Here is a 23,334-nt window from a genome sequence, read left to right on the forward strand (position 1 = left end):
CTGGGATTAAATGCGTAAAAGTCAGCACGCTTGAGACTGGCTATTAAGGATTAATATGATCGAAGTAAACTTTATTCCAACTATACATTACGCTCAACGCCCAATAGGGATAATAGCCTCGTCTGATGAAGTGCAAGCTGATTTCACCATCACCGTTGATGCTGTCGATTCCAACGCTGAGATGCAAAAGCAAGCGAAGGAGAAACTGTTGACGTTTTTAGATTCTTTGATAAACGACTTAAGGGATTCTTAGCAACATTGGAAATATGATCTTCTACTTCTTCAATGGTTAGCTTATTTCTATTACTGGCGATAACAAGGTAGGCAAGAACAGCTATTGTTGACAACTTAAAGACATTGTCCATAACAGAACCTCAAAAAGTAATTAATTTCACATAATAATACCACCAAACCACCCTAGCGGTGGTTTTTTTGTGCCTGTAATTTATACCTGATTTTCATATCAGGTATTTTTTTTGTGCTTATTTTATAAAATAATACCTCATAGGTATTGACATAAAACTACCTCACAGGTATTATAACTACATCGCAACGGAAACGACCCGACGAGGGAAGCGATTAGCTATATAACGCAACTGAGACAACAAGAAGTTATTTACACACCTACGTGCGATTCGTCAATCGTAGGCAGTAAGCAACTAAACGAGCCGAGGCTCACAAGGAGAACAACATGCAAAACAAAGGCTTTCAAATCGGTGATTACGTAGTACATGCAAGAGGTGAAGTTTGGTGCATCTTGCAAAACGAAATGATCTACTCAAGCACTTACGAGGATTGCGTAGAGTTTGTGAACAATATTACAGCCGAATAACAGACACAAAAAAGCCCTCGCCGAGTGGAATCAATGAGGGCTTTACTTACTAATAAGCGAGGACAGTATGACACAGCACATCAGATTAGACAATAACGCTGACCACGAGTTAAGCGAATCAGGTACAAGCGGTACGGTTTATATCGCAATGCCTAACGACGTATCGGTTGAGATTTACTTTGAGACTGACAGCAATCAGAACATCAACTTGCTAAGCGTAGGTGACTGCTACAAAGAGATTGACGGTGTCAGCACAGACTATGCCTACACGCTGCAATTTGAGCATGAGCCAGCGTTTAAGGCGGTTATTAACCAGTTTCTACGTGATAACTCAGTTGACGGTGACGAATACGAACCCGATTGGCACGACCAGCGCACGTATGGGTTAAGCAACTCAGACTTTTTACACGCATAGGAGTACATCATGCAATTACTTTGTACTAAATCAAACAGATGGACGCAAGAAGGCGCTGTCTATGACGTGGTGAAAGATGACGGCTTTTGCTACTCAATCGAAGTGAGCTTACCAGTGCAAGGCTGGCGCACCGAACGACAAGTCGAGATTGCAGACGTAAGAATTGATGACTTGAAGTTTTACTGCGGTCAGCCTACTGGTACTGCTGAATTTGTGGTCTACGAGGAGGAGGAAGCATGATGGACTGGCTAATTTTTATCACGTTTGGCGCTCTCATGGGCGCAATCACGGTCACTGCTGCTAATGCCGAAACGGTCATTGTCGATGACAAATCCTATCAGCTGGTCGAGATTGACGGCCAGCTACTTGTGAGCAACGAGTGGGAGCCAGTCAAAGAGAGTGGCTACACGAACGAGTATTTGGCGAGTGAGCAGTATCAAACAATCAAGGCTGCGAATGAATCATTAAAACGGATAAAAGGGGGCTGATATGGCAAAGCGAAACTTTAAGTCACTTAAGAAAAGGCAAAGAGAGTTTGAAATGCTAAAACCCTTTAGTCACTGGGTTAAGAGCTTTAATAACTTTTTTCTTATAAGGCTCTGTGCTTCAAACGGCGAAGTCATTGACTACCACCCAATAACTGAAAAATATGGAAGAACAGGAAACAAGTTGTTTCGGGTCGGCTATGGCGAACTAATAGAATATTTAAACGGGGTGTCGTGATTAAAAAGGTTACCAAAAAGCACCTACTAAATTTATAAGGAATAAGACTATGAGCGAATTAACGACAGTAAATAGCAATCAGGTTGCAGCGCAAGGCAACGACAACATGGCGTCAATGTTCATGAATATGGCGATGAACCCTGAATGTGACGTTGACAAGCTTGAAAAGCTAATGGCTCTATATGAGCGTGATGAGGCAAGAAAATCACAAGTAGCGTTTAATCGTGACTTTGCTGCAATGCAGTCTGACATAACCACAGTTAGCAAAGGCAGCAAAGTGGATTACAGCACAGCGAAAGGCCGTACAACTTATAGTTTTGCAACGCTAGAAGATATCGTTGACATGGTGCGCCCAGTGCTACAAAAACATGGTTTTGCTGTGTCTTTTAAGGTGAATACATTAAAAGATGTAAACGTCCAGTGCTCATTGATGCACAAAGAAGGACATAGTATTGAGACTGCAATGACTTTAAAAGAGGATAAGTCAGGCGGTAAAAATGACGTACAAGCCCTAGGCTCAAGCATTAGCTACGCCAAACGCTACACGCTGTCGTCACTACTCAATATCGCCACTCGTGACGATGACGACGCACAGGCAGCTATGCAAAAAGACAACCGAGTCATCACCGCTGGTCAATCAAAAACGCTTGAGGCTAAGTTCGATCAACTACCAATCGAGCGCCAAGACAAGTTTATTGAGTGGCTAAAAAGTCAGCAAGGCGTTGAGTCAATACCAGAGGTCAGAGTAAGCGCGTTTAATGCCGTTATGTCAGCTCTAAACAAGGTCATAGCTTCGCTAGATAAGGATGCAGCATGATTATCTTAGACGTAAAACAAGGCTCACCTGAGTGGCTTGCTGCACGTCTAGCTTTGCCGACGGCTAGCGAAATGCATTGTCTATTGTCTGATGGTCGGGTTTGCCCACCATTCGGACAAGGCGCTTTCTCACTGGCTGACGCATTGGTTGCCGAACGCTTCACAGGTCTATCAGCACGAAAGTTTGAAGGCAATGATGATACTGAGCGCGGCCATGTTGTTGAGCCGATAGCGGTTCAAGAGTATATCAACAGCGGCTATGCAACGGCTGACGATGTTATTGAAGCTGGCATCATGTTGGACAAAGGCGTTGGTGCAAGCCCTGACCGACTGATTGGTACAGATGGCGGTCTTGAGATTAAGTCAAAGCACTCAAAGGGCATGGTTACACTGCTACGCAATGGCAAGATTGATAAGGCGCACATCACGCAAATACAAATCAATCTTTGGGTGTCCGGTCGCAAGTGGTGGGACTACTTTGTTTACTGCGATGGCTTACCGCCATTTTACCAAAGGTTTGAGCCTGACTTAGAGCTACACGCAAAACTGGACGAGCGAGTGCCTTTATTTTTGGCGCTACTTGATGAATTAGAGCAAGCATTAATCACGGGCGATATGCCTGATAAATTCAAAGTTTAATAAGAGAGATAGATTATGATAAGTATTACAGTAGCAGGACGAGTTGTTAAAGATGCAGAATTGAGACAAGCAGGTAACTCGCAGGTTTGTAGCTTTAGCGTCGCAGGCGACACGGGCTTTGGTGATAAGAAGCAAGCCCATTTCTTTAGCTGTTCATTGTGGGGCAATCAAGGCGCGGCAATCGCTCAGTATCTAAGAAAAGGCACTCCAGTAACGATAAGCGGTGAGTACAGCGAGCGCGAATATGACGGCAAGCAATATAAAGAATTGCGCGTCAATCAGATTGAGCTGCAAGGTAGCAAGGGTGACAATCAAAACAATCAGCAAGGCTATCAGCAACCAACGCAAAACAACCAAGCGCCTAACCCATACGCGCAGCAAGTAGCGCAAAACGCGCAAGGTATGCAGAACCAAGTTAATCAGCAGTTTGCTAATGCGAATCAAAATCCTGCAATGAATGGCGGCGGTGTAGTAGATCAATCCATACCGTTTACTAAGCATTTTGACGGTCAGTTTTAACTAAATACCGAGCAGTGCGGGCTAATACACTGACGCGTCAAGGCTAGATGATGATGCGCTATAAAAGAATCGTTAGCAGCCGAGATTGTCGTTTTTGCTCGATTATCGAGATTCCTTGGACAAGGCAAAGCCGAACGCCCGCGATAAGGGCAACCTATTTTATAAGAGGATTGAGGTTATGAGCGACAAACAAGAAGTTAATTGCATATTTGCTGTCCATTTTGATGATATTAATGATCCACGATACAAAGCTATCACTGAAATTATGATGGGTGGCGACATGTGGGTTAAGCGCAATTTAGTGTATGCCGAACATTTAGATAGCCGTGATGAGTTATGCGCTCAAATAGAAAAACTGGAGTATAAAGACGATGAATAATTTACAGCCGTTGAAGTGGGATTGGTCATACGGTGATGGTGGCAAAACTAACGCTGTGTGTAGGGCTAAATCACCAAGTCACGAGTACATAATCAGGCTTGAGGCAGGTGGTGATTGCTATGTTGATTATCGTAAGTTTGATAACGATGAAGATAGTGACAATCGTAAAGATGAGCCGCCAGTTTTTGATTCAGTCAGCGCGGCTCAAGAATGGGCGCAATCAACACACTATGCCAGCAAGATGCAGCCGTATGTTAAGCCGATGCCTACTTGGATTGATGCGAGTGAGCGGTTGCCTGAAAGCGAGTGTTTTTATCTAGTGCGCTTATTTGATGGCCATCGTAACGAACATGTATTTGTGATTTTGTGGTGGAATGCGGAACATCAGCAGTTCTTAGAATGGGATGCCATGTGTGAGCCGACACAATGGATGCCAATTCCTGAATTTAGCACTACGCAAAATAATAAAGGAGAGTGATGTGAGTAAAGCAAGTATAGTGACCTGTTTTCACGATGCCGAGGTTCGCTGTGAAAAGCTAATCCCTATTTACATGTGTCTAGCTGACAAGCCAAGCCAAGATTTATTAGACGCAATATTTGAAGAAGCGTCGGTGTGCGAGCTACTTGGCTTACCACTTGATGTAGAATCTGAGCATGAAATTATTGAGCTACTGCAGCAAAACAACAAGATTGGTTTTCTAGCTGAGTTTGCCACGCCTAAGCCAATTCATTTTAAGAATAATGGCAACTCATGGACAAGTGGCTGGGGTTATTATCAAAAGAAGTGGTTTTATGCTGATGATGTCGAAGACCTTGAAGATGCAGCAACAGAATGGGCTTATGAGCATTTTGAGCAATGCAAACTTAAAGAATTAAGCGAGGTGCAAAGTGACTAACGAACAGATAAGAGAGATCGCATTGGCGAACGGTTTTAAGCTCAAAGAGCAGCCAAATGGTGAAATGGATTTGAATCCGTATGTTTATGAGTTTGCAAGAGCGATTGCTATATCCAAACTTGACGAAGCGGCCAATGATATTAACGACTGCGAAGATTTTGCTGACACACCTGACGGTCATAATATGTGGCTATCTTGCATGGGGCGTGTTGACGACATTATCAACGAGATTAAGGATGTGACAGATGACTAACTTACGACGACTACGAATCGCGCAAGTAGCTGATAAAGTAGGCTTGCCAAAATCCACAATTTACGAGAAAATTAAAGACGGCACTTTTCCAGCCCAGCGTAAAGATGGTAGCTCATCTTTTTGGCTTGAACATGAGCTTGACGCATGGATAATAAAAGTGCATGATTTACAGCCTGAGTCGGTACCAGAAACGGAACGTGACGAGGCCTGATATAAGTTAATAACAGTAAAATTAACAGTAATTGACCATAAACTAAAATAATAAGTCATTTATATCAATGGTTTAACCATTATATTCGAGTCCGACCACTGGTACCAATACATAGTTCTATACTATCTTATAGAATAGCTAAAGCCCCTGATATCAGGGGCTTTGTTGTATCTGGCGTTAGTGCTAGATTTAGCACCGTAGATACTACTAATATTAGCTACAACTCATCACAACTAGGCTGATATCCATTGTCACAAGATTTACTATACCACTCTTGCGATTTGGCCTTATCTTGCTCCACACCTCTACCTTCGAAGTACATCAAACCAAGACTGTTTTGCGCTTCAGCTATTTCTTGATTTGCAGCTTTTAGATACCATTCGGCTGCTTTTGTGTCATTGAGCTTAACCCCTTTACCCGTTTCGTACATGTCACCGATATTGTTTTGAGCGCTCGCATATCCTTGAGCAGCAGCTTTTCTTAGCCATTTTAGTGCCTCTGCGTAATCCTGACTCACTCCTTGACCCTCATAATACATTGCAGCCAGATTATACTGAGCGGGTGCAAAACCTTTCTCAGCTGACATTTGGTACCATTCAACTGCTTTATAATCATCTTGCGGGATACCGTCGCCATTTTGATAAAGTGTTCCAAGATTGTATTGAATTTTAGCATTGCCCTGTTTGGCAGCTTTTTCATACCACTCAATGGCCTTAGTATCATTCTGACGTACGCCTGTGCCATTGCTGTACATCTCTCCGAGCGCATATTGCGAAAATGCTCGACCTCTATAAGCGGCTTCTTTAGTCCTTTCAAACGCTTTAACATCATCTTGACTAATACCCTCTCCAGTAAGATACATATGGCCAAGAGTGGCTTGAGCAGTCGCTATACCGTTATTCACTAACGTGCTTACCTTCCCAAGATCAGCAGTAGCTGACATGGTTAACCCACACGATAATCCCACTACCATTACTTTATAAATGAATGTCTGTTGCAGTGTTTGTAAGATCATGATCTTCCTTAAAAATAAAAATACTATCGCTTGAACAGTGCAGATGCAGGTAAGCCCGTAACCAGTCTATCGGTACCTTTTAACTCTTGTATTCAGTAAACATCCTGTCAAATTAAAGCAGTCGTATATGCTATTCAATATAGTCAATCCCCTTTAAAAAAGTATAGTTCTACTGGGATAAATTTTGCAAAGCATCTGTCACGCCGCCAAACAGCCAGCAAAGAAAATTTATACCAGCAGGATATGACGTCCGTATGTACCATCTTTATTTTCTAACATTTACCATTTTCCGATAAACCATGGATAGTAGTCATCCTTTTGGTATTCAAGCGTAGAAAAGCCTTACCTCTAAAGGCAAGGCTATATATGCATCTTTTAAATTGTCTTTATAAGAACAGCAATCCCAAACCGATCACAATGCCACTGACAACCAAAACAATGACACAGAAACCCATGATGTCTTTGGCTTTTAGTCCTGCAATGGCAAGTGCTGGTAATGCCCAGAACGGCTGGATCATATTGGTCCATGCATCACCCCACGCTACTGCCATCGCCACTTTTGCTGAATCACTACCCAGCATCTCTGCCGCTTCTAGCATAATGGGCGCTTGTACCGCCCATTGTCCACCACCTGAAGGGACAAAGAAGTTGACAAGTCCAGCACTCAGAAATGCAAAAAGCGGCAATGTTTCTGCTGTCGAGATATTAACAAACGCCTCTGACATAATAGCCGCCAAACCAGAGGCAGTCATCATGCCCATAATACCAGCATAAAATGGGAACTGTACGATGATAGCGCCCGCTCCTTTGACTGCCTCTTGAACCGCTATCAGATACTTACGAGGCGTGCCGTGGAATATAATCCCAAGGAATAAGAACATAAAGTTCACCAAATCGAGCGTTAAGGCAAAACCATTCTGCACAAAGTAATAAACGATAAAAGCAATGCCCATCAGACCGATAACCATTGATAACATCCAGCTATTCTCTAACCGCTCTGCTGGCGTCATATCAGCTTTTGCTGGAACGTCCTCGACGATGGGATCAACCAAGAGTTTGGGATCGACGGTCACTGTGTCTTCTGCCTTTGGCATCATCAGACGGTTTAATACAGGTACGATAATCACGAGCGCAACAACGATAATTAAGTTATAAGTGGCAAAGATAGTGGCACTCGTTGGAATAATACCAATCTTGTCCGCGAATGGATGACCCTCTGTCGCAATCGATAAAGGGATGGATCCTGAGAACCCTGCATGCCAAATAATAAACCCAGAGTAAGCACTGGCAATCAGCAAGCGATAATCAACGCCTTCAACGCGCTTCGCCAGCTCTTTGGCAAATAGCGCACCAATCACCAAGCCAAATCCCCAGTTTATCCAACTGGCAGCCAGTGACACCAAGGTCACTGAAATAATGGCACTGCCTGGCGAATTAGCAAAGCTTGCAAGTTTACCAAGTCCCTTTTTAAATATGGGACTGCTTGCAAGTACAAAGCCAGTTACTAGCACCAGCACCATCTGCATGGAGAATGCGAGTAACGCCCAAAATCCTTCTCCCCAAAATGCGACCATCTGTATGGGTGAAGAGTCAGTCAATCCTAGACCAAGGATAAAGATGACAACCGTTAAGATAATGACGAATAAAAATGGATCTGGTAAATACTTTTCCATCAAGCTATTTGAAAAACGTGTAATCCCTTTCATTTTTTAATTCCCTTTTAGCCAAATGTAGACTTGATTTATAACCCTGATGCTACCTTATTCTTTCTTTTTATTCTTGTTCATTTAACCACAAGCTGTCTCGTTAATATGACATTTTTTGATGTTTTGCATTTTTACTTTCATACTCATCCACAAACTTTCAATAAAAAAGAGCACCTTGATATGAAGGCACTCTTTTGGATACTTGGCTTTGAAAAATGCTATATATAGCCGCCAGACCTACGACAAATTACTGACTTGTTTATATCTCTAAATCCAAAAGTTTAGAGCTTAGGCTCTTACCATGCATATCTTGCGCTAACGACTTGGTCACCCCGCCGCCCAGCGCACCATACATCACAAAGTTGAATGCATTAAGAGTCGGTAGCTCATAACGAACAACCTCCCCTTGTACAATGTCTTTAAACCATTCTTTGACAATGTCTTCAGTAACCTTGTCTTTGAGAAGCTCGTAATCTTCTTCTTTAAAAGCGATAAGAGAGATATTGGATATGTTGCCTTTATCACCTGTTCGGGAATGGGCTATTTCACGTAATTTCATTTATCATACCTCCCAATATGAAACGTTGATATCAGTGTCTGGCTCGGGAATGAGTATTGAGCCTATAGATACTATCTCTTTGATATTTGAGCGAATACCACCGCCGCCTGCTGGCCCATTGGTGTAGAGTGACATTGCTTCTCGCACAATGGTATTAGCGACTGCCTCTTCCTCGGTTCTTGCAGCAATACGAAGCCGCGTTTCAGGTGCTTCTTGCATATCAAAAGTCTCATTAGCATACAAAGAGTTGAGTCCAATAAAATCATAGCGTATTTCAATGGGTTCAATATCTTGAGCCGCCAGTCTTTTTTGCATAATGGTTTTGGCCAGCTTGGCTCTTTCAACTGAGCCTGCACCGCCGTAGCTAATTTCTGCCTCGGCAATATAACCATCTTTGTATCCGATACTCGTTTTTAGCAAGCCCGTCTTTAGTTTGCCCGAGCCACCAAATACCTTAACGACATCTTTTGCTACTTCTTCAACTTGAACACTAGAAAAGTCAGCAATGACATCTGGCGTCAAGTAGTTAGCGGGATCATGAATCTCATAAAGCAATTGCTCTTTTACCGTGGCTAACGATACCAAACCGCCAGCGTTCGCCAATTTAGTTATATGGTATTCTCCGTTTTCAGTCACTTCCATGATTGGAAAACCTACGTTCCACAGCTCTGGCACCTCTTTGTAGCCAGGATCGGCAAAATACCCACCCGTGATTTGAGCGCCGCACTCCATTAAGTGCCCGCCTATGGTGCCTTTACCTAATAATTCAGCATTTTCAAAGGACCAGCCAAATTCGTACATCATGGGGCCAAGAAATAATGAAGGATCAGCGGCTCGACCCGTGATGACTATATCGGCACCTGCCTTAAGCGCTTGTACGATACCTGCCGCGCCAATATACGCATTTGCCGAAACGATTGACGAGCCAAGCTCTTTAATTTGCTTACCATTTTCTAGCAGTGTTTCATTCTGATAACGCTCAATTTTTGGGAATACATCGTCACCAGTGACTGCTGCTATTTTTAAATGGTGCAAACCTTGTTTTTCAGCGATTTGCTTGACCATTTCGGCAGCAGCTTTTGGATTGGCCGCGCCCATATTGGTGACTATTTTGACGTTGTTTTCTACACAAAGCGGTAAGACTTGCGCCATTCGATACTCAAGCAGACTGTCATAACCTTGCTTTGAATCTTTCATTTTTCGCTGCTGTGCAATGGCAATCGTACGCTCTGCAAGGCATTCAAACACAATATAATCAACGTCGCCATCTCGAATGATATCAAGAGCGGGTTCCAATCGGTCATCAGAATACCCTGCACCCGACCCAATTTTGATAGATTTCATGATGTGTTTCCTTTTTTTCTATTTATATATTCTATTTATATGATGACACCAGTGATGACTGCCACGATGGTCATAACGATGGTCGTACCAAACGCCCATTTGAATACAAATTTTTGATGATCAGCAAGCTCTACTCCTGCCAATCCAATCAATAAAAATGTCGAAGCCGTAAGAGGACTTAAGGGAAACCCTGTGGTCATTTGTCCAAGCATAGATGCCTGACCAATTTGAACAGGATCCAATCCATAAGCACCAGCCGTCTCTGCCAGAATCGGCATGACACCAAAATAATAAGCGTCTGGCGTGAATATCAGACTCAATGGCATACTGATGGTAGCGACAATCACACCCATAAAACCGCCTACTTGATTAGGGATGATATTGACCAAGGACGTCGCCATCGCCGTAATCATGCCTGTACCCGATAGAATCCCTGTAAAAATACCAGCAGCAAAAATAATCGAAACAACCGTAATCATGCCAACCGACTGCGCGCGTATCTGATCCATTTGATCATTCGGTTTGGGATAATTGATAAGGACAGCAACGGCAAACGCCACCATAAAGACAATTGGTAACGGTAGCCACACTTGAACTAATGCCACAATGGTTAAAACGGTTAACACCAAATTGAACCAAAACAGCTTAGGGCGACGCATACTACGTTCTTCTTCAGTGAGCTCATCCTGCAAGCTATGCTCCATCTCCTGAACACCCAAACGTTTACGCTCTTTTTTTCCGACCAGATACGCCACAAAGATGATCCAAACGATACCCGCTATAAACGCGGGAATGATAGGATTAAATAATTGAGCGGTGCTAACCTCTAGTGCCGCTGCGGCTCGTGCGGTTGGTCCGCCCCAAGGCGTTAGATTCATGGTGCCTGCACCAAGCGCTACCATGCCCGCCAGTACAATTCGGCTCATACCTAATTTATTATATAGCGGTAATAATGCAGGAATGGTAATCAAAAAAGTAGACGCCCCAGAGCCATCCAAATGGGCAATCATCGCAATGACAACCGTTCCTATGGTGATTTTCACTGGGTCGCCTTTGACCAGTTTCAAGATTCTTGTAATTAATGGATCAAATAGTCCGGCATTGTTCATCACACCAAAAAACAAAATAGCAAACCCTAACATGATGCCCGTTGGCGCCACACTCACAATACCGTCCAACATAAAAGTGCCTAACTCGCTGCCAAAACCACCTATTAAAGCAAAAATAATAGGCACTAAAATCAGCGAAACAATCACGGATACCTTTTTAGTTAATATAAGAGCCAAAAACACAGCAATCGTCAAAAATCCCAATAAAGCCAACAAATTTACTCTCCCTGTTAAAATTACTTTCTTCCTGATTCATTCACCTTAGCACCTTTACTCATGCTCAGTAGAATTCATACCAAATCTTTTAGTCATGTCTTACCATCATTGTCGATACTCTTTATTTAAGGACGCATGGGAGCGCCGAACCCTACTCAGCGCTCTATTAGAGATGTTACTCATCAAGATTCAATATCAAATAATCGCAGGGATTGACAACACAGCCACGTAGTAACCCATAAACTGACAGCCTGTATTAAATGAGAAGTGTTTTGATAAAAGACCACCCAGTAAACCCAATCCTAGAACGGTAAACACACCAACCAATCCCCCTTCCCATATACTAATGACCAAAATCAGACCGATAAAAGTGGCGATAATCGCTTCGTGGCTGATTTTTTTTACTACAAATAAAGCGGCGTTTCTGGCGTAGTTCATTGAAAAAGGATACGCGATAATAGCGGCCAATATGACTGATAGGACACCATAAAAAAGAAAATCCATCGGACTGAGTAAGTGGTGCAAGTTATTACCTGCTACTTCAGCTGTCTCCACATTAAACACAGGCGGCGCATTGAATAAAGGCGCGGCAGGACCAGCAGCGACTGGACTGAGCGGTAGACCAAAAGCAATTAATGGGATCAAGGCTTCTGCAATATAGGTCGATTCAGTGACCCCATTCTTAGAAGACAAGACCGTCGTTAGCCTATGATACGTATTTTTGATACGTGAACCCACAAACTCACCCAATATCACGGTCATTGCCACTGGGCTAAACACAAAGGTGGCACTCGATATTAGGGAGGTGATCACCGTAAATTTAATCTGTGTCTTGTTCAAAATTTTAAATGGATTGGGAAAATAACCCTGCCAAAGCTTCAAATCTGGCGCGACTTGAACCTCGTTATTTTTTGCTCGAGATTGCAACTTTCTACCAGCAGGACTCATAACGGTAAACAAATCTGCTATTAGGGGGCCGATAGCAATGGCTAAAAAGTAAGTCACGCCCAGACTGGTATCATATTGTGCTGTAAAGGCTTTTAGCGCCAAGATGAACGTCACAAAGGGGATGAGTAACAGTACCGATGCCCACTTACCTTTTGAAAAATAAGCAATGGATATGGCAGCTATTAAAAAGATCCATGGCGCAAACTTAGTAATAATGTCGCCAAATGGCGCTAAAATTAGGGCAAACCCAACAGCGGCAACCACCGCAATAAAAGCCGATATAATTGAGCTTGAGATCATCTTTTTGAGGGCAATATGCGGTATGCCCAACTTCCGTAAAAGATCTGCCTCCTCTAACATAGGTGTCGCCATTGTATCACCAGGAATCCCCAGCAGCGCTGTCGGTATAGCATGAGTCATGTGTTTGGACACAGCACCTGCCATCCAAAATGTAAACACGGCTGCTGGCGGCGCCCCAATGATAATCACCATCAAGGTAAGCGGCACCATAGTCGCGGTCTCATCTGTTCCTGATACCATACCAATCAGTGAAAAAATAATAGCGCCAATAACGCCATACATCAGCGCTGGCCAAAACTGAATCAAAATCTCATGTAACATCGCCTTCTTCCTTGAAGTCTGTATTCTTAGCCACTGGCTGTCGTATATCGGCTAATGGCTCTTATATAAATGCTTAGAAAAACTGTCCATTTGTTATTGTTTTTTCTTTGCTATCTCTTCTGCTTCTTGAAACACGGTCATTAATTGCAACAAATTCAGCTCTTCTTTTACTTCAGAAGGTAAATCATTGACGCTGGTGTAATTGGGATCGTCTTTAATTAAGTCGACAATGAATGCTTTGACATTCTCGCTATTGTCTTCTTGACTGGATATCACTGTCCTTGCTGGTTTAAACATAATGGAGCAAATAAAGCCTGAGAGCAGACAACCTCCTAAGCCAATGAGCATTGCATAACCATTAAGTAGGGTCGTGTCTCCAGAGGAAGAAGACAGAAAAAACTTGGCCAATAAAAAAGTCCCTGTACTCACGACGCTACCTATCACGATAGCGAATATCATCGACTTAAAATTAACCGTATCCCCCCAGACCTCTACCAAATTATTGTTTGAACTGTCCATAGTCATATTCATCCTTGTCATCATAGTCCGTATAGAATGACCATCTAAAAATCAGTATTGAAGCATCGACCTTGGTGCTAACTGAACTTTTATTTCTTATCGATGTGCACTGGTTACCCGCTCTTGTGACGCAAGGTTGCTAAGATCTCCTCGGCCACATCGATACGCACTTTGCCGCTCTGAACTAATAGCTCAGTTACTTTGTCAACCTCATGGGCTTTGGCACCTGCCATCACCGCGATGTTTTTTGCATGCAGTGACATATGGCCTTTTTGAATACCTGTGGTCACCAAGGCCTTCATTGCCGCAAAGTTTTGTGCCAATCCAACCGCACACGTAATCCTAGCCAGCTCATCTGCAGAATCAATGTTCAAAATCTCTAAGTTTTGCTGCGCCGTTGGGTGCACTTTGGTTGCACCACCAATCAGACCGACTGCCATGGGCAATTCTAAGCTGCCGCATAAATTGCCGTCTTTATCAACACCCCAACTGGATAAACTACGATATTGACCTGTCTTACAAGCGTAGGCGTGTGCACCCGCTTCTATCGCTCGTGTATCATTCCCTGTTGCCAGAATCACAGCGGATATCCCATTCATAATGCCTTTATTATGGGTCGCTGCCCGATAAGGATCATTATCTGCAAATCGGAATGCTGATAACATCGCATCTCTAACGGCTTCTCCCCCTATCTCATCCGTAGGCCACGTGGCACGAGCCATTGACAGGCGTTTGTCTGCAAGGTTTGACAAAATCCTCATATTTGCTTTGGCAGATGTCCAGCCCTCCAATGCTGGCGATAACGCTTCAACCATAGAGTTGACTGCATTTGCACCCATGGCATCGCAGGTATCTACAAGAATATGTACGATGATGTTGTATTCATGACCATCATCCAACACTCTCACTTCTAGCCCTTTGAACCCGCCGCCTAACTTCACTAATAATGGATCTACATCGTTACAGATAGCTTTAATATCGTGCTCATTTTCGAGGATAACTTGTTTGGTAATCATGGGATTGATGACATCAATCAATTGAATCTGGCCGATCATAATGTGTTCAGAAGTATGGGTATAAAAACCACCAGTAGCCCGGCATTGTCTGGCTGCATTACAAACAGCGGCCACTACGGACGACTCCTCTGTCGCCATAGGAATCAGTCTGTCTTTACCATCAATTATCATATTAGTAGCAACACCAATGGGGATATTCATCGTACCAATGGCATTCTCAATCATATTATCAACGGTCTGAAACTCCGTATTACCAGTGTTCAAAAAGTGATCTTGATTGAAATCGCTTTCACCTAAAAATTCAGCAATTTTTTCTAAACGTTGCTGGTGCTCAAGTTTGTAAAAACTAGAAATGCGCGAAGAAGAGGTTGATTCTTGCATGGGTATACATCCTGTAAAATGATTCCTTGAAAAAGGGTTTGAAATAGCAAAACCCCAAGACTGCTCATAGCAGTACTACTTCAGTCCGTTATTATAGAAATACCATGTGCGGAATGTTCTTCCAAGGGTACAGAAAGGCTTTTACTCTCAAAACTGTACCTATCATTATAGAACGACGTTATTGTGGCGAACACAGTCGATTGAATACAGGAAGAGACCATTGGGTAAGTAAGATAAGTAAATAGATAGGTAGTGAAATCATACTGAGCGTGAACAATGGGTGACACCCAGCGGTTCCTTTTTGGACAACGGCCTTAAAGCAGTTATAAAAAATCATAGGCTAACGCGTATTAAAAATCTCTTCTTCAATGAATGTAACGGTGGTTTGGTCTATATAGAATTTATTGATTCTCAAGGCAAAGTACGTATTCTCACAAGGAAAAAATAGATTGCTTGGCGCCATAAAAATATTGTTTTTTCTGGCATAGTTGACGACTTTTTTGTCATCCATTGGAATACGAAACCACAAAAAATGACCACTGGGATTGTGAGGATAAAGCTTTATGCCTTCGATGGTACTCAGCGCCGTTATTGATTCGGCCGACTTTTCATGTGACAGATTTTTTAGTGCTTGAAGATGATTGTCTAGCGTGCCACTACTGATCATATGATTAAGGATGTTTTCGGTGATGGATGACGTATTGATGACCGTTATCATTTTTAGACGCGTAAGTGATTTTATTAATGGCTTAGAGGCGACGATAAAACCACATCGTAACGAGGCAGAAACGGTTTTTGAAAAGCTACTTAGGTAAATGACAGGATCATCTTCACTAAATAGATAACTGGCGGCTTTTTCTCGAATCAGTAAAAAAGGATCATCTTCCACGATAATGACGTTATTCTCTACGCAGACCGACTTAATGGCTTCAAGATTTTCTACGGTTAAGTCTGTCCCTGTTGGATTGTGCGCGAAGGGCTGCAGAAATAACATCTTAGGGTGCTTTTTTTGAATAATGGCTTCTAGATTATTTACATCTAAACCAAACTTGGTTCTTTTGAGCGCAATCATATTCACTTTATTAAGCTTAAGCTTGCTGAATAAAGGGTAATATCCAGGCGACTCTACGATAACGTTATCGCCTTCTGACAAAAAATGCCTAATGATTAAATCCACACTGTGATTGGTACCATACGTCATTAACACATTTTGCGGATCAACGTTAAGAGAATGATTTTTCAGTATGTCAGTGATCAGTCCTCGAAGCATGCTGTTACCAGCTGGATCGCCATATCCATAGTCAAGATAGGAAGGTTTGTCGCCACAATTCGGGTAACCCAGATAACTGTCTAGCTTGAGCTTATCCATATACTCTCTTGGATATCTACCCTCGCCAGGTTTGTGACTGTACTCGTTGACCAGCTGTTGCTCAAGTAAATCGACGCCATTATAAACATTGGTCAAATCCAGCATGGTATTGTGCATCTCTTTGCTGGATAAATCTTCACTGATATAAAACCCTGATTTGGGTAACGCCTTGATCCATCGCTGCTCTAACAAAATGCTATACGCGTTCACTATGGTATTTTTTGACACGTTATATTGTTTTGACATGGCACGAATTGAAGGTATTTTGTCTCCAATTTTTTTTCTACCCGACTTAATGTCATCAATGATTATTAAACATATTTCTTCAAACTTTTTCACAGGTACACTCCGCTTTACATATCAGTCAATTATATTGATGTCAGCACATAGTTGATTCACTATAAAACAAATAAAGTGCTCCTAAGATAAATTTTGCGTAGCCTCTGGCAGCAACGGCCCAGCAAGCAAGGAAAATTTATCTTAGGAGCACGTTGCAATCATTGTGCGTAGTTCATCAATACTGATTTTGGCTTAACCAAGTAGGTATTGAAACACATGATTATTATATTGATTGCGACAATAATTGATAATGAACTCAAACTATCTGTCAGGTAAAATAAGGACTATGACAACTTTAAAAAGCCCCAGTCCTCGTAAGATTATCCATATAGACATGGATGCCTTTTATGCCAGTGTTGAACAGCGCGATTTTCCGGAGTTGCGAGGTAAACCGTTGGTCGTAGGCGGCGATCCAAGTGGTCGCGGTGTGGTGGCGGCGGCCAGTTATGAAGTGCGTCAATTTGGTGTGCGTTCTGCTATGTCTTGCTACGAGGCACGCAAACGCTGTCCAGAAGTGATATTTGTACGACCACGTTTTGAGGTTTATCGCGCTGTCAGCAGTGAGATTCGTCAGCTTATGTACCACTTAACACCACATGTTGAGCCGTTGTCGCTGGATGAAGCATATTTAGACGTCACAGGGCTACCAGCTCACCAAGGGTCGGCAACTTTAATGGCCAATTGGTTACGCGCCCAGATTCTCGAGCACACCGGGTTGACGGCTTCTGCTGGGGTATCTTTTAATAAAATGCTGGCCAAAATTGCCTCTGATATTAACAAGCCCAATGGCACAGCCATCATCACACCAGAAGATAGCGAGGCTTTTATTAGAACCTTACCTATCGAGCGCTTTCACGGTATAGGTAAGGCAACTGCTCAGCGTTTACACGCAATGGGTGTCAATACTGGTGCTGATCTTCGGAATCTGTCAGCGACTCTGTTGGTGCAAGAGTTTGGTAAGCGTGGACAGTTTTATCATGATATTGCACATGGGCGTGATGAGCGTGCGGTAAAATCAGAGCGCACGCATAAGTCTGTTGGTTCGGAGACCACTTTTACAGAGAATCTCAACGATGATAATGCCCTACGCGTTCAGATTTATGAACAAAATGAGGATGCATTTAATCAACTACAAAAGAAGGCGCTCATCGCTCATACTATTACCCTAAAAGTAAAGTACGCAGACTTTACTCAAATCACGCGTACACACACGCTCTCTACAGCTTTTGATAGCGCTGAATCCGCTCATTACTGGCTTGATAAGTTATTTTTAGACATTCCACGCCAGCTTCCCATTCGACTAGTAGGCGTTACTTTTTCATCATTAATGCCAGCGGCACAAGTGCTACCTCAGCTCAATTTATTTGAGTAGTTTTTTAGGCAATAAATTCTGGATGATTTTGTCTATCATCTACTATGTTATTTTTTACTTAGGCTATTTATAAAATTTAAGCTACTCTTAGGTGTGAGTAATTATATTTAGCTATCCTCTCACAATCTCATTTCTGCTACAATTGTGCCAAAATTTCTATTCATTTAAAGACTCATTATGACCGATTCTCATGCGCTAGACTCTACGGCTCCTGCCTTAATTGACAACGATACAGACAACAACGTCTTAGACTATTTGAGCGTTGATGATTATGATTATGAGTTGCCAGATAGCCTTATTGCTCGCTATCCACTGGCACAACGTTCTGCCTCAAAACTGCTATACCTAGCCACTGATAATCAGAAAAACACAGCCAGTGTGCAGGATCGTTTGTTTGCTGAGTTACCAGATTTATTAAATGCAGGCGATTTGATTGTGTTTAATGACACAAAAGTGATGAAGGCGCGATTATTTGGTCAAAAAGACACAGGTGGGAAGATTGAGGTATTGATTGAGCGTTTGGTAAACCTTTCAGATTTGGATGTAACCACTCTACACGTAGAAACCATAGACGATACGGCTGTCAATAAAGAACATATTGCGCTTTGTCATGTAAAAGCCAGTAAAGCGCCTAAGCTTGGGCAGCGCGTATCGCTGGCTGATGGTCATATGAACGCGGTTATGATTGGTCGTCAAGACAATCTATTTATCTTGGCGTTTGAGGCCCCTATTTTGCCTCACCTAGAACTGTATGGCGAGCTACCTATTCCACCTTACTTTGAGCGTCATGCAGATGACACTGATAATACGCGTTATCAAACTGTCTTTCATGATCCAGCCAAGCTTGCGAGCGTGGCTGCCCCTACTGCCAGCTTACATTTTGATGAATCCGTATTGAACCAACTGACAGAGAAAGGTATCAATACAGCTTTTGTCACGCTGCACGTTGGCGCTGGTACTTTTGCCCCCGTTAAGACAGACAACTTGCTCAATCACACCATGCATAGTGAATATGCCCATTTACCGCAGGCAACCGCTTATCTCATCAACCAAACTCATGCAAACGGCAACCAAGTCATTGCCATTGGTACGACGGTCACTCGTGTCCTTGAAACTGCGTATCAAAAGACTGCAGTAGAAGGTCAACCACTTTCTAGCTGGTCAGGCGATACAGATATATTTATTTACCCTGGTTTTAAGTTCGGGGTAATAGATCGTCTACTGACCAATTTTCATTTGCCCAAATCTACTTTATTGATGTTGGTCTCCGCTTTTTCTGGCAAAGCTGCCATCGAACATGCCTATCAACATGCTATTGAAAAACAATACCGTTTCTTTAGTTACGGCGATGCTATGTTGCTCGATAAAAAAGCAAATTAAACACGATACAAACATTTTTTTATTGGTCACAACAGTTGTGAAATAAACTGGTAAACTGGTTAGTATTTTGCTATAACAGCAAAGACAACTTATATCCTAAAGGGCGGCTCATGTCTTGTCATCTCTCTTATCGCTTGACTACTGTACATCGCGCGATTTCGATGGCATTACTGTATTCTGTCGGCTACGTGGCTCTGACTTCAAATGCTCAAGCAGCAACGATCGGCAAGACGGTAGTCACCTCTGCCCAACATGAGCCGCTAGCAGCAAGTATTGTCGTCACCGATATTCGAGCAGCAGACTTTTCAGCGAGCTTAGCAAATCCAGCCATTTATCAGCAAATGGGATTGACCAAAACAGATTCAATGATGGTACGCTTCACGCCAACTTCAGCTACCAGCGGTCAAGTCATTATCACCACATCACAGCCGGTATCGAAACCTTTTGCTGATGTGGTACTAACCATCAACGATAAAGGTCAAAGCAATGTCATTCCCAAAACCTTGCTGATGCCGCTCGATGATGGCTTGCCCATTAATACATCTACTAACATCAACACAGGGGCAAAAAAGCCCAACTTACCAAGGGTATCTGCCAGTACTGCCAAGCCGCTAACGCTCAGAAGAGGTGCACCGCCGCCATTGATGCCTACATCGAGTCTACCTGCGATCCATTCATCAGCAAATGAGTTGATCGCTGCAAAATTGCCTGCGCCTAGTCTTCAGGCGACTCGCATACAAGCCCCTACCGTTACTGCGTCAGTAGGCAACAACCTTTCTTATGCACCTAGCCGTTTAGACAATGGTGGCTTGACGGATAAAGTAAATAGCACGACTCAGCAAAGTAGCATTGGCGCCAACTCTATTGAAAGTATAGCCAACGACAGGCTCAATAATAGTACTGCTAATAACGCAAATAGCAATAAAGCTGTCATTGCAGCTGACAAGACACCCTCTCAAGCCATTACTGACAAACAACTAGATATTTTGAATATACAAGTCACTCGCCAGATACAGCCAAGAAGTGAGAAAGAAGTCAGCACTGTTGCTGCCTCTACTCTTGAACCAACTCCCAATACCAATATGGCTAAAGATTTGGCTGTTAAAAACTCAGAGACAAACCTTGATACGAGCGATGCCACTTCTACAATTGCTTCAACTGGCAATATACCGGCTAATATCGCAAACTCTGAAGCCAAAGTTAATAATAATCCTGAGATTGTTGCCAGTGCTAATTCTAGCAATATGACTAATAGCGTGACTGCTCAATATCAAGTACAACGCAACGATAGCTTATGGATGATAGCGCAGCAGATTGCACAAGAAAACAATCTGAATGTGCAAACCGTGATGAAGCAGATTCAATCACAAAACCCTGATGCCTTTATCAATAGAGACGCAGGTCAACTAAAAGCAGATGCGAAGCTAAGCTTACCCAGCTACGATGTAATTCCGTCACAGAAAAAATTAGAAGCCGCTATTAGCGCACAAAGACAATATAGTCGGCGTTCAAACGCCTCTGTCATACCGGAAACCACCAAAAAGCGCTCTCCATCGTCATCTGAGAGGGCCCAAACAACCAAACCACGTGTAGAGCCTGTAACCACTAAGACTCAAACATTGCCAAAGGCCCAGTTTTCAGTACTGGCTCCTGATTACAATGGAAGTGCCGAGGGCACGCAGGCAAAATCAGCAGCGACCAAAGGTAATGGGCTTAGCACAGATATATTAGCGACTCTAAAATCATCAAGACAGAGTACAGCAACACAAGCGCAGCGGTTATCAAAGACCAGTAGTACACTTGATAACTATGCTAAAAAAATTCAATTACAAAATCAAAAACTGGCTGAGCTACAAGCTCGTCTTAAAAAACTACGCAATCAATAATTGCCTGATTGATCAATGCAATACGCCATGATCATAGATAGGCGTTGGAGTAATTATGGACAATATGCTATATATCATCGCCGGATTGGTGCTCATCTTATTGGTAGCTGTTTTAGTATTGCGCAAAAAGAAAGCACAAGAAACGTCAATACCACCAGCTATTCAATCAGGAAAAAAGGCCGCTACTCTAACGCCGACTGCCAAAACCAATGATAATACCCCTGCTCATAGCCGTGAAGATATTGATAAGAAATTTGATCACATTACAATCGCCCAGCGTTTTATTGATCAACAGCGCCATGACAAAGCCATTGAGACACTAACTCGTGGACTTAATGAGAAGCCGAACGATAGTCAATTATTGCTTAAGCTACTGAGCATTTATGCCACGCTAGATCAGCCCGAAAACTTTAATAATGTTTATAACACTATCAAGACTCAGAGCGATCCACAAAGTATCACTCAGGCCAATGAATTAAAAGCTTTGTTCTTTGGAGAGCAAGCGCCTGTTGCTGCAGAAGTAGCGCCAGTAGAAGATCATACTAACTTTGAAAGCATAGATTTTGACTTACCGATCAGTCAAACTGATGATCAAAAAGTACTGTCCGATCAGCCAGCTGTACAAGATAGCAATCCTACTTGGGCAGATGAGCAAACCCATCAAACTGCAACATCAAATGAGTTTGATCATATCAGCTCTACTAATGAGTCAGTAGAAAACGACTTTGATCTTACCCTCAGTGACTTTGACAATGATTTTGAAGATCATGGTTTTGAAGAGCCTGCCACTACCAGTGTAGCGCCTGTAACCTCATTGAACGACACAGAAGAGCAAAGTTTTAATACCGCTACCGTCGATGAGACTACTAGCGAAGACAGCGATATCATTGATTTCGACTTTGAGTTTGATTCATCTGAGGCCGATAAGACTCCAATAAACACACCTGTAGCTTCACGTAATGCTGATAGCGCTAACGAAGATATGACGTTAGATAGCGAAGAGTTCATCTTAGATTTTGATGATTTAGTAAGCGATGCTGAGACCGATACTATTGCTGATAATAAAGAATCAATCGTCGAAGAATTGAGCATTGAGGCTAATCAAAATGAAGATAATTTCGTCTTATCATTAGATGATTTTGATGCATCAAATAATACAGAGACTGTGTCAGAAAGCATTGTACCTGCTCTTGAAGAAACCAATGATATCGATAATTTCATTCTTGAAAATACTGACTTTGAAGACAGCAGTTCTAAAGACAATATTTCTAAAGACCACACTTTTGAAAAAAGTGACTCTAAAAACAGTAGCTTTGAAAGTAGTAGCTTTGAAAGTAGCACCCTTGACAATAATAAATTTGAAGACATCAGTTTTGAAGAGCAACGATTTGACGATAACTCTGTAGAACACGAAGTTACTGAAGTGCCAGAGATTGCCTCTTCTGAGCCGCTATTGTTCGATGACAACACCGTATTAGAGGAAGACTTTGACTTTGAGCCAAATGCTTTAACAAGACCGACGCCATCAGCACCTGTCGAAGCAGATAACAGCGTTATTCTTGAAAATGAAATTGATACCGAATCAACAGAAGATTTTGCATCTCGTTTTTCAGCAGACTTTGATTTTGTAAAATCGCTGGATAGTAATCAAGTGACGTTAGATTTGGCCACTCAGTATGTACAATTGGGTGAATACGATAGCGCCAAACGTTTACTCAATGAAGTTATGGATCAAGGCAACCATGAACAACAAAATCAAGCCAAACTTCTGCTTAAACGCACAGCGTAATTACAGATACCAGTATCACAAATAACTTAGTTTTTCATCAGCAAGTATTCTATGAGTATATGACATAGAATACTTGCTGATT

The 23,334-nt window shown here is 42.5% G+C and carries 26 protein-coding genes; 17 read left to right on the forward strand and 9 right to left on the reverse strand.

Features of this window, described 5'->3' with window-relative positions; genetic code table 11:
* Window positions 1–55: 55 nt before the first annotated feature.
* The 13 genes from CIK80_RS02300 (at window position 56) to CIK80_RS02360 (ending at window position 5,683) form a co-directional block, all read left to right on the forward strand.
* The gene (locus CIK80_RS02300; protein WP_095568709.1) at window positions 56–253 is read left to right on the forward strand and encodes a hypothetical protein; all 198 of its coding nucleotides are present in this window, start codon (window positions 56–58) and stop codon (window positions 251–253) included.
* A gap of 646 nt (window positions 254–899) precedes the next feature.
* Window positions 900–1,247, forward strand: a complete 348-nt coding sequence (locus CIK80_RS02305) for a hypothetical protein (protein WP_095568710.1) — start codon at window positions 900–902, stop codon at window positions 1,245–1,247.
* Between the two features lie 9 nt (window positions 1,248–1,256).
* Window positions 1,257–1,487 carry a hypothetical protein gene (locus CIK80_RS02310; RefSeq protein WP_095568711.1) on the forward strand — a complete coding sequence of 77 codons (231 nt, stop codon included), beginning with the start codon at window positions 1,257–1,259 and terminating at the stop codon, window positions 1,485–1,487.
* Complete coding sequence (locus tag CIK80_RS02315) at window positions 1,484–1,735, forward strand: hypothetical protein (protein WP_218830302.1); 252 nt, start codon at window positions 1,484–1,486, stop codon at window positions 1,733–1,735. Before CIK80_RS02310 ends, CIK80_RS02315 begins: the two co-directional genes overlap by 4 nt.
* Before the next feature lies 1 nt (window position 1,736).
* Entirely contained in the window at window positions 1,737–1,970 is a 234-nt protein-coding gene (locus CIK80_RS02320; protein ID WP_095568712.1) for a hypothetical protein, read from the forward strand.
* Between the two features lie 49 nt (window positions 1,971–2,019).
* Window positions 2,020–2,787, forward strand: coding sequence for an ERF family protein (locus CIK80_RS02325; protein WP_095568713.1), 768 nt, complete (start codon window positions 2,020–2,022; stop codon window positions 2,785–2,787).
* Complete coding sequence (locus tag CIK80_RS02330; RefSeq protein WP_095568714.1) at window positions 2,784–3,425, forward strand: YqaJ viral recombinase family protein; 642 nt, start codon at window positions 2,784–2,786, stop codon at window positions 3,423–3,425. The genes CIK80_RS02325 and CIK80_RS02330 overlap by 4 nt, the downstream gene beginning before the upstream one ends.
* Window positions 3,426–3,440: 15 nt before the next feature.
* A complete protein-coding gene (locus tag CIK80_RS02335) occupies window positions 3,441–3,944 on the forward strand; it encodes a single-stranded DNA-binding protein (RefSeq protein ID WP_095568715.1) in 504 nt (167 codons plus the stop codon).
* A 178-nt stretch (window positions 3,945–4,122) separates the two neighbouring features.
* The gene (locus tag CIK80_RS02340) at window positions 4,123–4,323 is read left to right on the forward strand and encodes a hypothetical protein (protein ID WP_095568716.1); all 201 of its coding nucleotides are present in this window, start codon (window positions 4,123–4,125) and stop codon (window positions 4,321–4,323) included.
* Window positions 4,316–4,801 carry a DUF551 domain-containing protein gene (locus CIK80_RS02345; RefSeq protein ID WP_095568717.1) on the forward strand — a complete coding sequence of 162 codons (486 nt, stop codon included), beginning with the start codon at window positions 4,316–4,318 and terminating at the stop codon, window positions 4,799–4,801. The genes CIK80_RS02340 and CIK80_RS02345 overlap by 8 nt, the downstream gene beginning before the upstream one ends.
* 1 nt (window position 4,802) lies before the next feature.
* Window positions 4,803–5,219 carry a hypothetical protein gene (locus CIK80_RS02350; protein ID WP_095568718.1) on the forward strand — a complete coding sequence of 139 codons (417 nt, stop codon included), beginning with the start codon at window positions 4,803–4,805 and terminating at the stop codon, window positions 5,217–5,219.
* Window positions 5,212–5,472 carry a hypothetical protein gene (locus tag CIK80_RS02355; RefSeq protein ID WP_095568719.1) on the forward strand — a complete coding sequence of 87 codons (261 nt, stop codon included), beginning with the start codon at window positions 5,212–5,214 and terminating at the stop codon, window positions 5,470–5,472. The genes CIK80_RS02350 and CIK80_RS02355 overlap by 8 nt, the downstream gene beginning before the upstream one ends.
* On the forward strand, window positions 5,465–5,683 hold the full coding sequence (locus tag CIK80_RS02360) for an AlpA family phage regulatory protein (protein WP_095568720.1): 219 nt from the start codon (window positions 5,465–5,467) through the stop codon (window positions 5,681–5,683). Before CIK80_RS02355 ends, CIK80_RS02360 begins: the two co-directional genes overlap by 8 nt.
* A gap of 217 nt (window positions 5,684–5,900) precedes the next feature.
* Here CIK80_RS02360 and CIK80_RS02365 read toward each other — a convergent pair whose 3' ends face one another.
* From CIK80_RS02365 to CIK80_RS02405, 9 genes are all read right to left on the reverse strand, one after another.
* Entirely contained in the window at window positions 5,901–6,698 is a 798-nt protein-coding gene (locus CIK80_RS02365; RefSeq protein ID WP_095568721.1) for a tetratricopeptide repeat protein, read from the reverse strand.
* A gap of 386 nt (window positions 6,699–7,084) precedes the next feature.
* The gene (locus CIK80_RS02370; protein WP_095568722.1) at window positions 7,085–8,404 is read right to left on the reverse strand and encodes a short-chain fatty acid transporter; all 1,320 of its coding nucleotides are present in this window, start codon (window positions 8,402–8,404) and stop codon (window positions 7,085–7,087) included.
* A 259-nt stretch (window positions 8,405–8,663) separates the two neighbouring features.
* Window positions 8,664–8,963: a hypothetical protein gene (locus CIK80_RS02375; RefSeq protein ID WP_062844242.1), complete on the reverse strand. Its 300-nt coding sequence runs from the start codon at window positions 8,961–8,963 to the stop codon at window positions 8,664–8,666.
* A gap of 3 nt (window positions 8,964–8,966) precedes the next feature.
* Window positions 8,967–10,307, reverse strand: a complete 1,341-nt coding sequence (locus tag CIK80_RS02380) for an acyclic terpene utilization AtuA family protein (protein ID WP_095568723.1) — start codon at window positions 10,305–10,307, stop codon at window positions 8,967–8,969.
* Window positions 10,308–10,342: 35 nt separating this feature from the next.
* Window positions 10,343–11,632: a citrate:proton symporter gene (locus CIK80_RS02385; RefSeq protein WP_343286949.1), complete on the reverse strand. Its 1,290-nt coding sequence runs from the start codon at window positions 11,630–11,632 to the stop codon at window positions 10,343–10,345.
* Between the two features lie 195 nt (window positions 11,633–11,827).
* Window positions 11,828–13,201 carry a tripartite tricarboxylate transporter permease gene (locus CIK80_RS02390; RefSeq protein WP_087041267.1) on the reverse strand — a complete coding sequence of 458 codons (1,374 nt, stop codon included), beginning with the start codon at window positions 13,199–13,201 and terminating at the stop codon, window positions 11,828–11,830.
* Between the two features lie 93 nt (window positions 13,202–13,294).
* Window positions 13,295–13,726 (reverse strand): hypothetical protein, encoded by a 432-nt coding sequence (locus CIK80_RS02395; RefSeq protein ID WP_095568725.1) that lies wholly within the window; start codon window positions 13,724–13,726, stop codon window positions 13,295–13,297.
* A gap of 107 nt (window positions 13,727–13,833) precedes the next feature.
* Window positions 13,834–15,117: a hydroxymethylglutaryl-CoA reductase, degradative gene (locus tag CIK80_RS02400; protein ID WP_095568726.1), complete on the reverse strand. Its 1,284-nt coding sequence runs from the start codon at window positions 15,115–15,117 to the stop codon at window positions 13,834–13,836.
* A 340-nt stretch (window positions 15,118–15,457) separates the two neighbouring features.
* Entirely contained in the window at window positions 15,458–16,825 is a 1,368-nt protein-coding gene (locus CIK80_RS02405) for a PLP-dependent aminotransferase family protein (RefSeq protein ID WP_095568727.1), read from the reverse strand.
* 286 nt (window positions 16,826–17,111) lie between these two features.
* Here CIK80_RS02405 and dinB point away from each other — a divergent pair, with 286 nt between their 5' ends.
* The 4 genes from dinB to CIK80_RS02425 all read left to right on the forward strand — a co-directional run bounded on the left by dinB (window position 17,112) and on the right by CIK80_RS02425 (window position 23,252).
* Window positions 17,112–18,197: a DNA polymerase IV gene (gene dinB, locus CIK80_RS02410; RefSeq protein WP_095568728.1), complete on the forward strand. Its 1,086-nt coding sequence runs from the start codon at window positions 17,112–17,114 to the stop codon at window positions 18,195–18,197.
* Between the two features lie 177 nt (window positions 18,198–18,374).
* Window positions 18,375–19,577 carry a tRNA preQ1(34) S-adenosylmethionine ribosyltransferase-isomerase QueA gene (gene queA, locus CIK80_RS02415; RefSeq protein WP_095568729.1) on the forward strand — a complete coding sequence of 401 codons (1,203 nt, stop codon included), beginning with the start codon at window positions 18,375–18,377 and terminating at the stop codon, window positions 19,575–19,577.
* Between the two features lie 110 nt (window positions 19,578–19,687).
* On the forward strand, window positions 19,688–21,463 hold the full coding sequence (locus tag CIK80_RS02420) for a peptigoglycan-binding protein LysM (RefSeq protein ID WP_095568730.1): 1,776 nt from the start codon (window positions 19,688–19,690) through the stop codon (window positions 21,461–21,463).
* Between the two features lie 55 nt (window positions 21,464–21,518).
* Window positions 21,519–23,252 (forward strand): FimV/HubP family polar landmark protein, encoded by a 1,734-nt coding sequence (locus CIK80_RS02425; RefSeq protein ID WP_095568731.1) that lies wholly within the window; start codon window positions 21,519–21,521, stop codon window positions 23,250–23,252.
* Window positions 23,253–23,334: the final 82 nt, after the last annotated feature.

It is taken from the genome of Psychrobacter sp. JB193, assembly GCF_002285555.1.
Lineage (GTDB): Bacteria > Pseudomonadota > Gammaproteobacteria > Pseudomonadales > Moraxellaceae > Psychrobacter > Psychrobacter alimentarius.

Bases quoted from the DNA above. Each gene is read 5' to 3' on its own strand.
- CIK80_RS02300 (WP_095568709.1), top strand. From the start codon at position 56: ATGATCGAAGTAAACTTTATTCCAACTATACATTACGCTCAACGCCCA.
- CIK80_RS02305 (WP_095568710.1), top strand. From the start codon at position 900: ATGACACAGCACATCAGATTAGACAATAACGCTGACCACGAGTTAAGC.
- CIK80_RS02310 (WP_095568711.1), top strand. From the start codon at position 1,257: ATGCAATTACTTTGTACTAAATCAAACAGATGGACGCAAGAAGGCGCT.
- CIK80_RS02315 (WP_218830302.1), top strand. From the start codon at position 1,484: ATGATGGACTGGCTAATTTTTATCACGTTTGGCGCTCTCATGGGCGCA.
- CIK80_RS02320 (WP_095568712.1), top strand. From the start codon at position 1,737: ATGGCAAAGCGAAACTTTAAGTCACTTAAGAAAAGGCAAAGAGAGTTT.
- CIK80_RS02325 (WP_095568713.1), top strand. From the start codon at position 2,020: ATGAGCGAATTAACGACAGTAAATAGCAATCAGGTTGCAGCGCAAGGC.
- CIK80_RS02330 (WP_095568714.1), top strand. From the start codon at position 2,784: ATGATTATCTTAGACGTAAAACAAGGCTCACCTGAGTGGCTTGCTGCA.
- CIK80_RS02335 (WP_095568715.1), top strand. From the start codon at position 3,441: ATGATAAGTATTACAGTAGCAGGACGAGTTGTTAAAGATGCAGAATTG.
- CIK80_RS02340 (WP_095568716.1), top strand. From the start codon at position 4,123: ATGAGCGACAAACAAGAAGTTAATTGCATATTTGCTGTCCATTTTGAT.
- CIK80_RS02345 (WP_095568717.1), top strand. From the start codon at position 4,316: ATGAATAATTTACAGCCGTTGAAGTGGGATTGGTCATACGGTGATGGT.
- CIK80_RS02360 (WP_095568720.1), top strand. From the start codon at position 5,465: ATGACTAACTTACGACGACTACGAATCGCGCAAGTAGCTGATAAAGTA.
- CIK80_RS02365 (WP_095568721.1), bottom strand. From the start codon at position 6,698: ATGATCTTACAAACACTGCAACAGACATTCATTTATAAAGTAATGGTA.
- CIK80_RS02370 (WP_095568722.1), bottom strand. From the start codon at position 8,404: ATGAAAGGGATTACACGTTTTTCAAATAGCTTGATGGAAAAGTATTTA.
- CIK80_RS02375 (WP_062844242.1), bottom strand. From the start codon at position 8,963: ATGAAATTACGTGAAATAGCCCATTCCCGAACAGGTGATAAAGGCAAC.
- CIK80_RS02380 (WP_095568723.1), bottom strand. From the start codon at position 10,307: ATGAAATCTATCAAAATTGGGTCGGGTGCAGGGTATTCTGATGACCGA.
- CIK80_RS02390 (WP_087041267.1), bottom strand. From the start codon at position 13,201: ATGTTACATGAGATTTTGATTCAGTTTTGGCCAGCGCTGATGTATGGC.
- CIK80_RS02395 (WP_095568725.1), bottom strand. From the start codon at position 13,726: ATGACTATGGACAGTTCAAACAATAATTTGGTAGAGGTCTGGGGGGAT.
- CIK80_RS02400 (WP_095568726.1), bottom strand. From the start codon at position 15,117: ATGCAAGAATCAACCTCTTCTTCGCGCATTTCTAGTTTTTACAAACTT.
- dinB (WP_095568728.1), top strand. From the start codon at position 17,112: ATGACAACTTTAAAAAGCCCCAGTCCTCGTAAGATTATCCATATAGAC.
- queA (WP_095568729.1), top strand. From the start codon at position 18,375: ATGACCGATTCTCATGCGCTAGACTCTACGGCTCCTGCCTTAATTGAC.
- CIK80_RS02420 (WP_095568730.1), top strand. From the start codon at position 19,688: ATGTCTTGTCATCTCTCTTATCGCTTGACTACTGTACATCGCGCGATT.
- CIK80_RS02425 (WP_095568731.1), top strand. From the start codon at position 21,519: ATGGACAATATGCTATATATCATCGCCGGATTGGTGCTCATCTTATTG.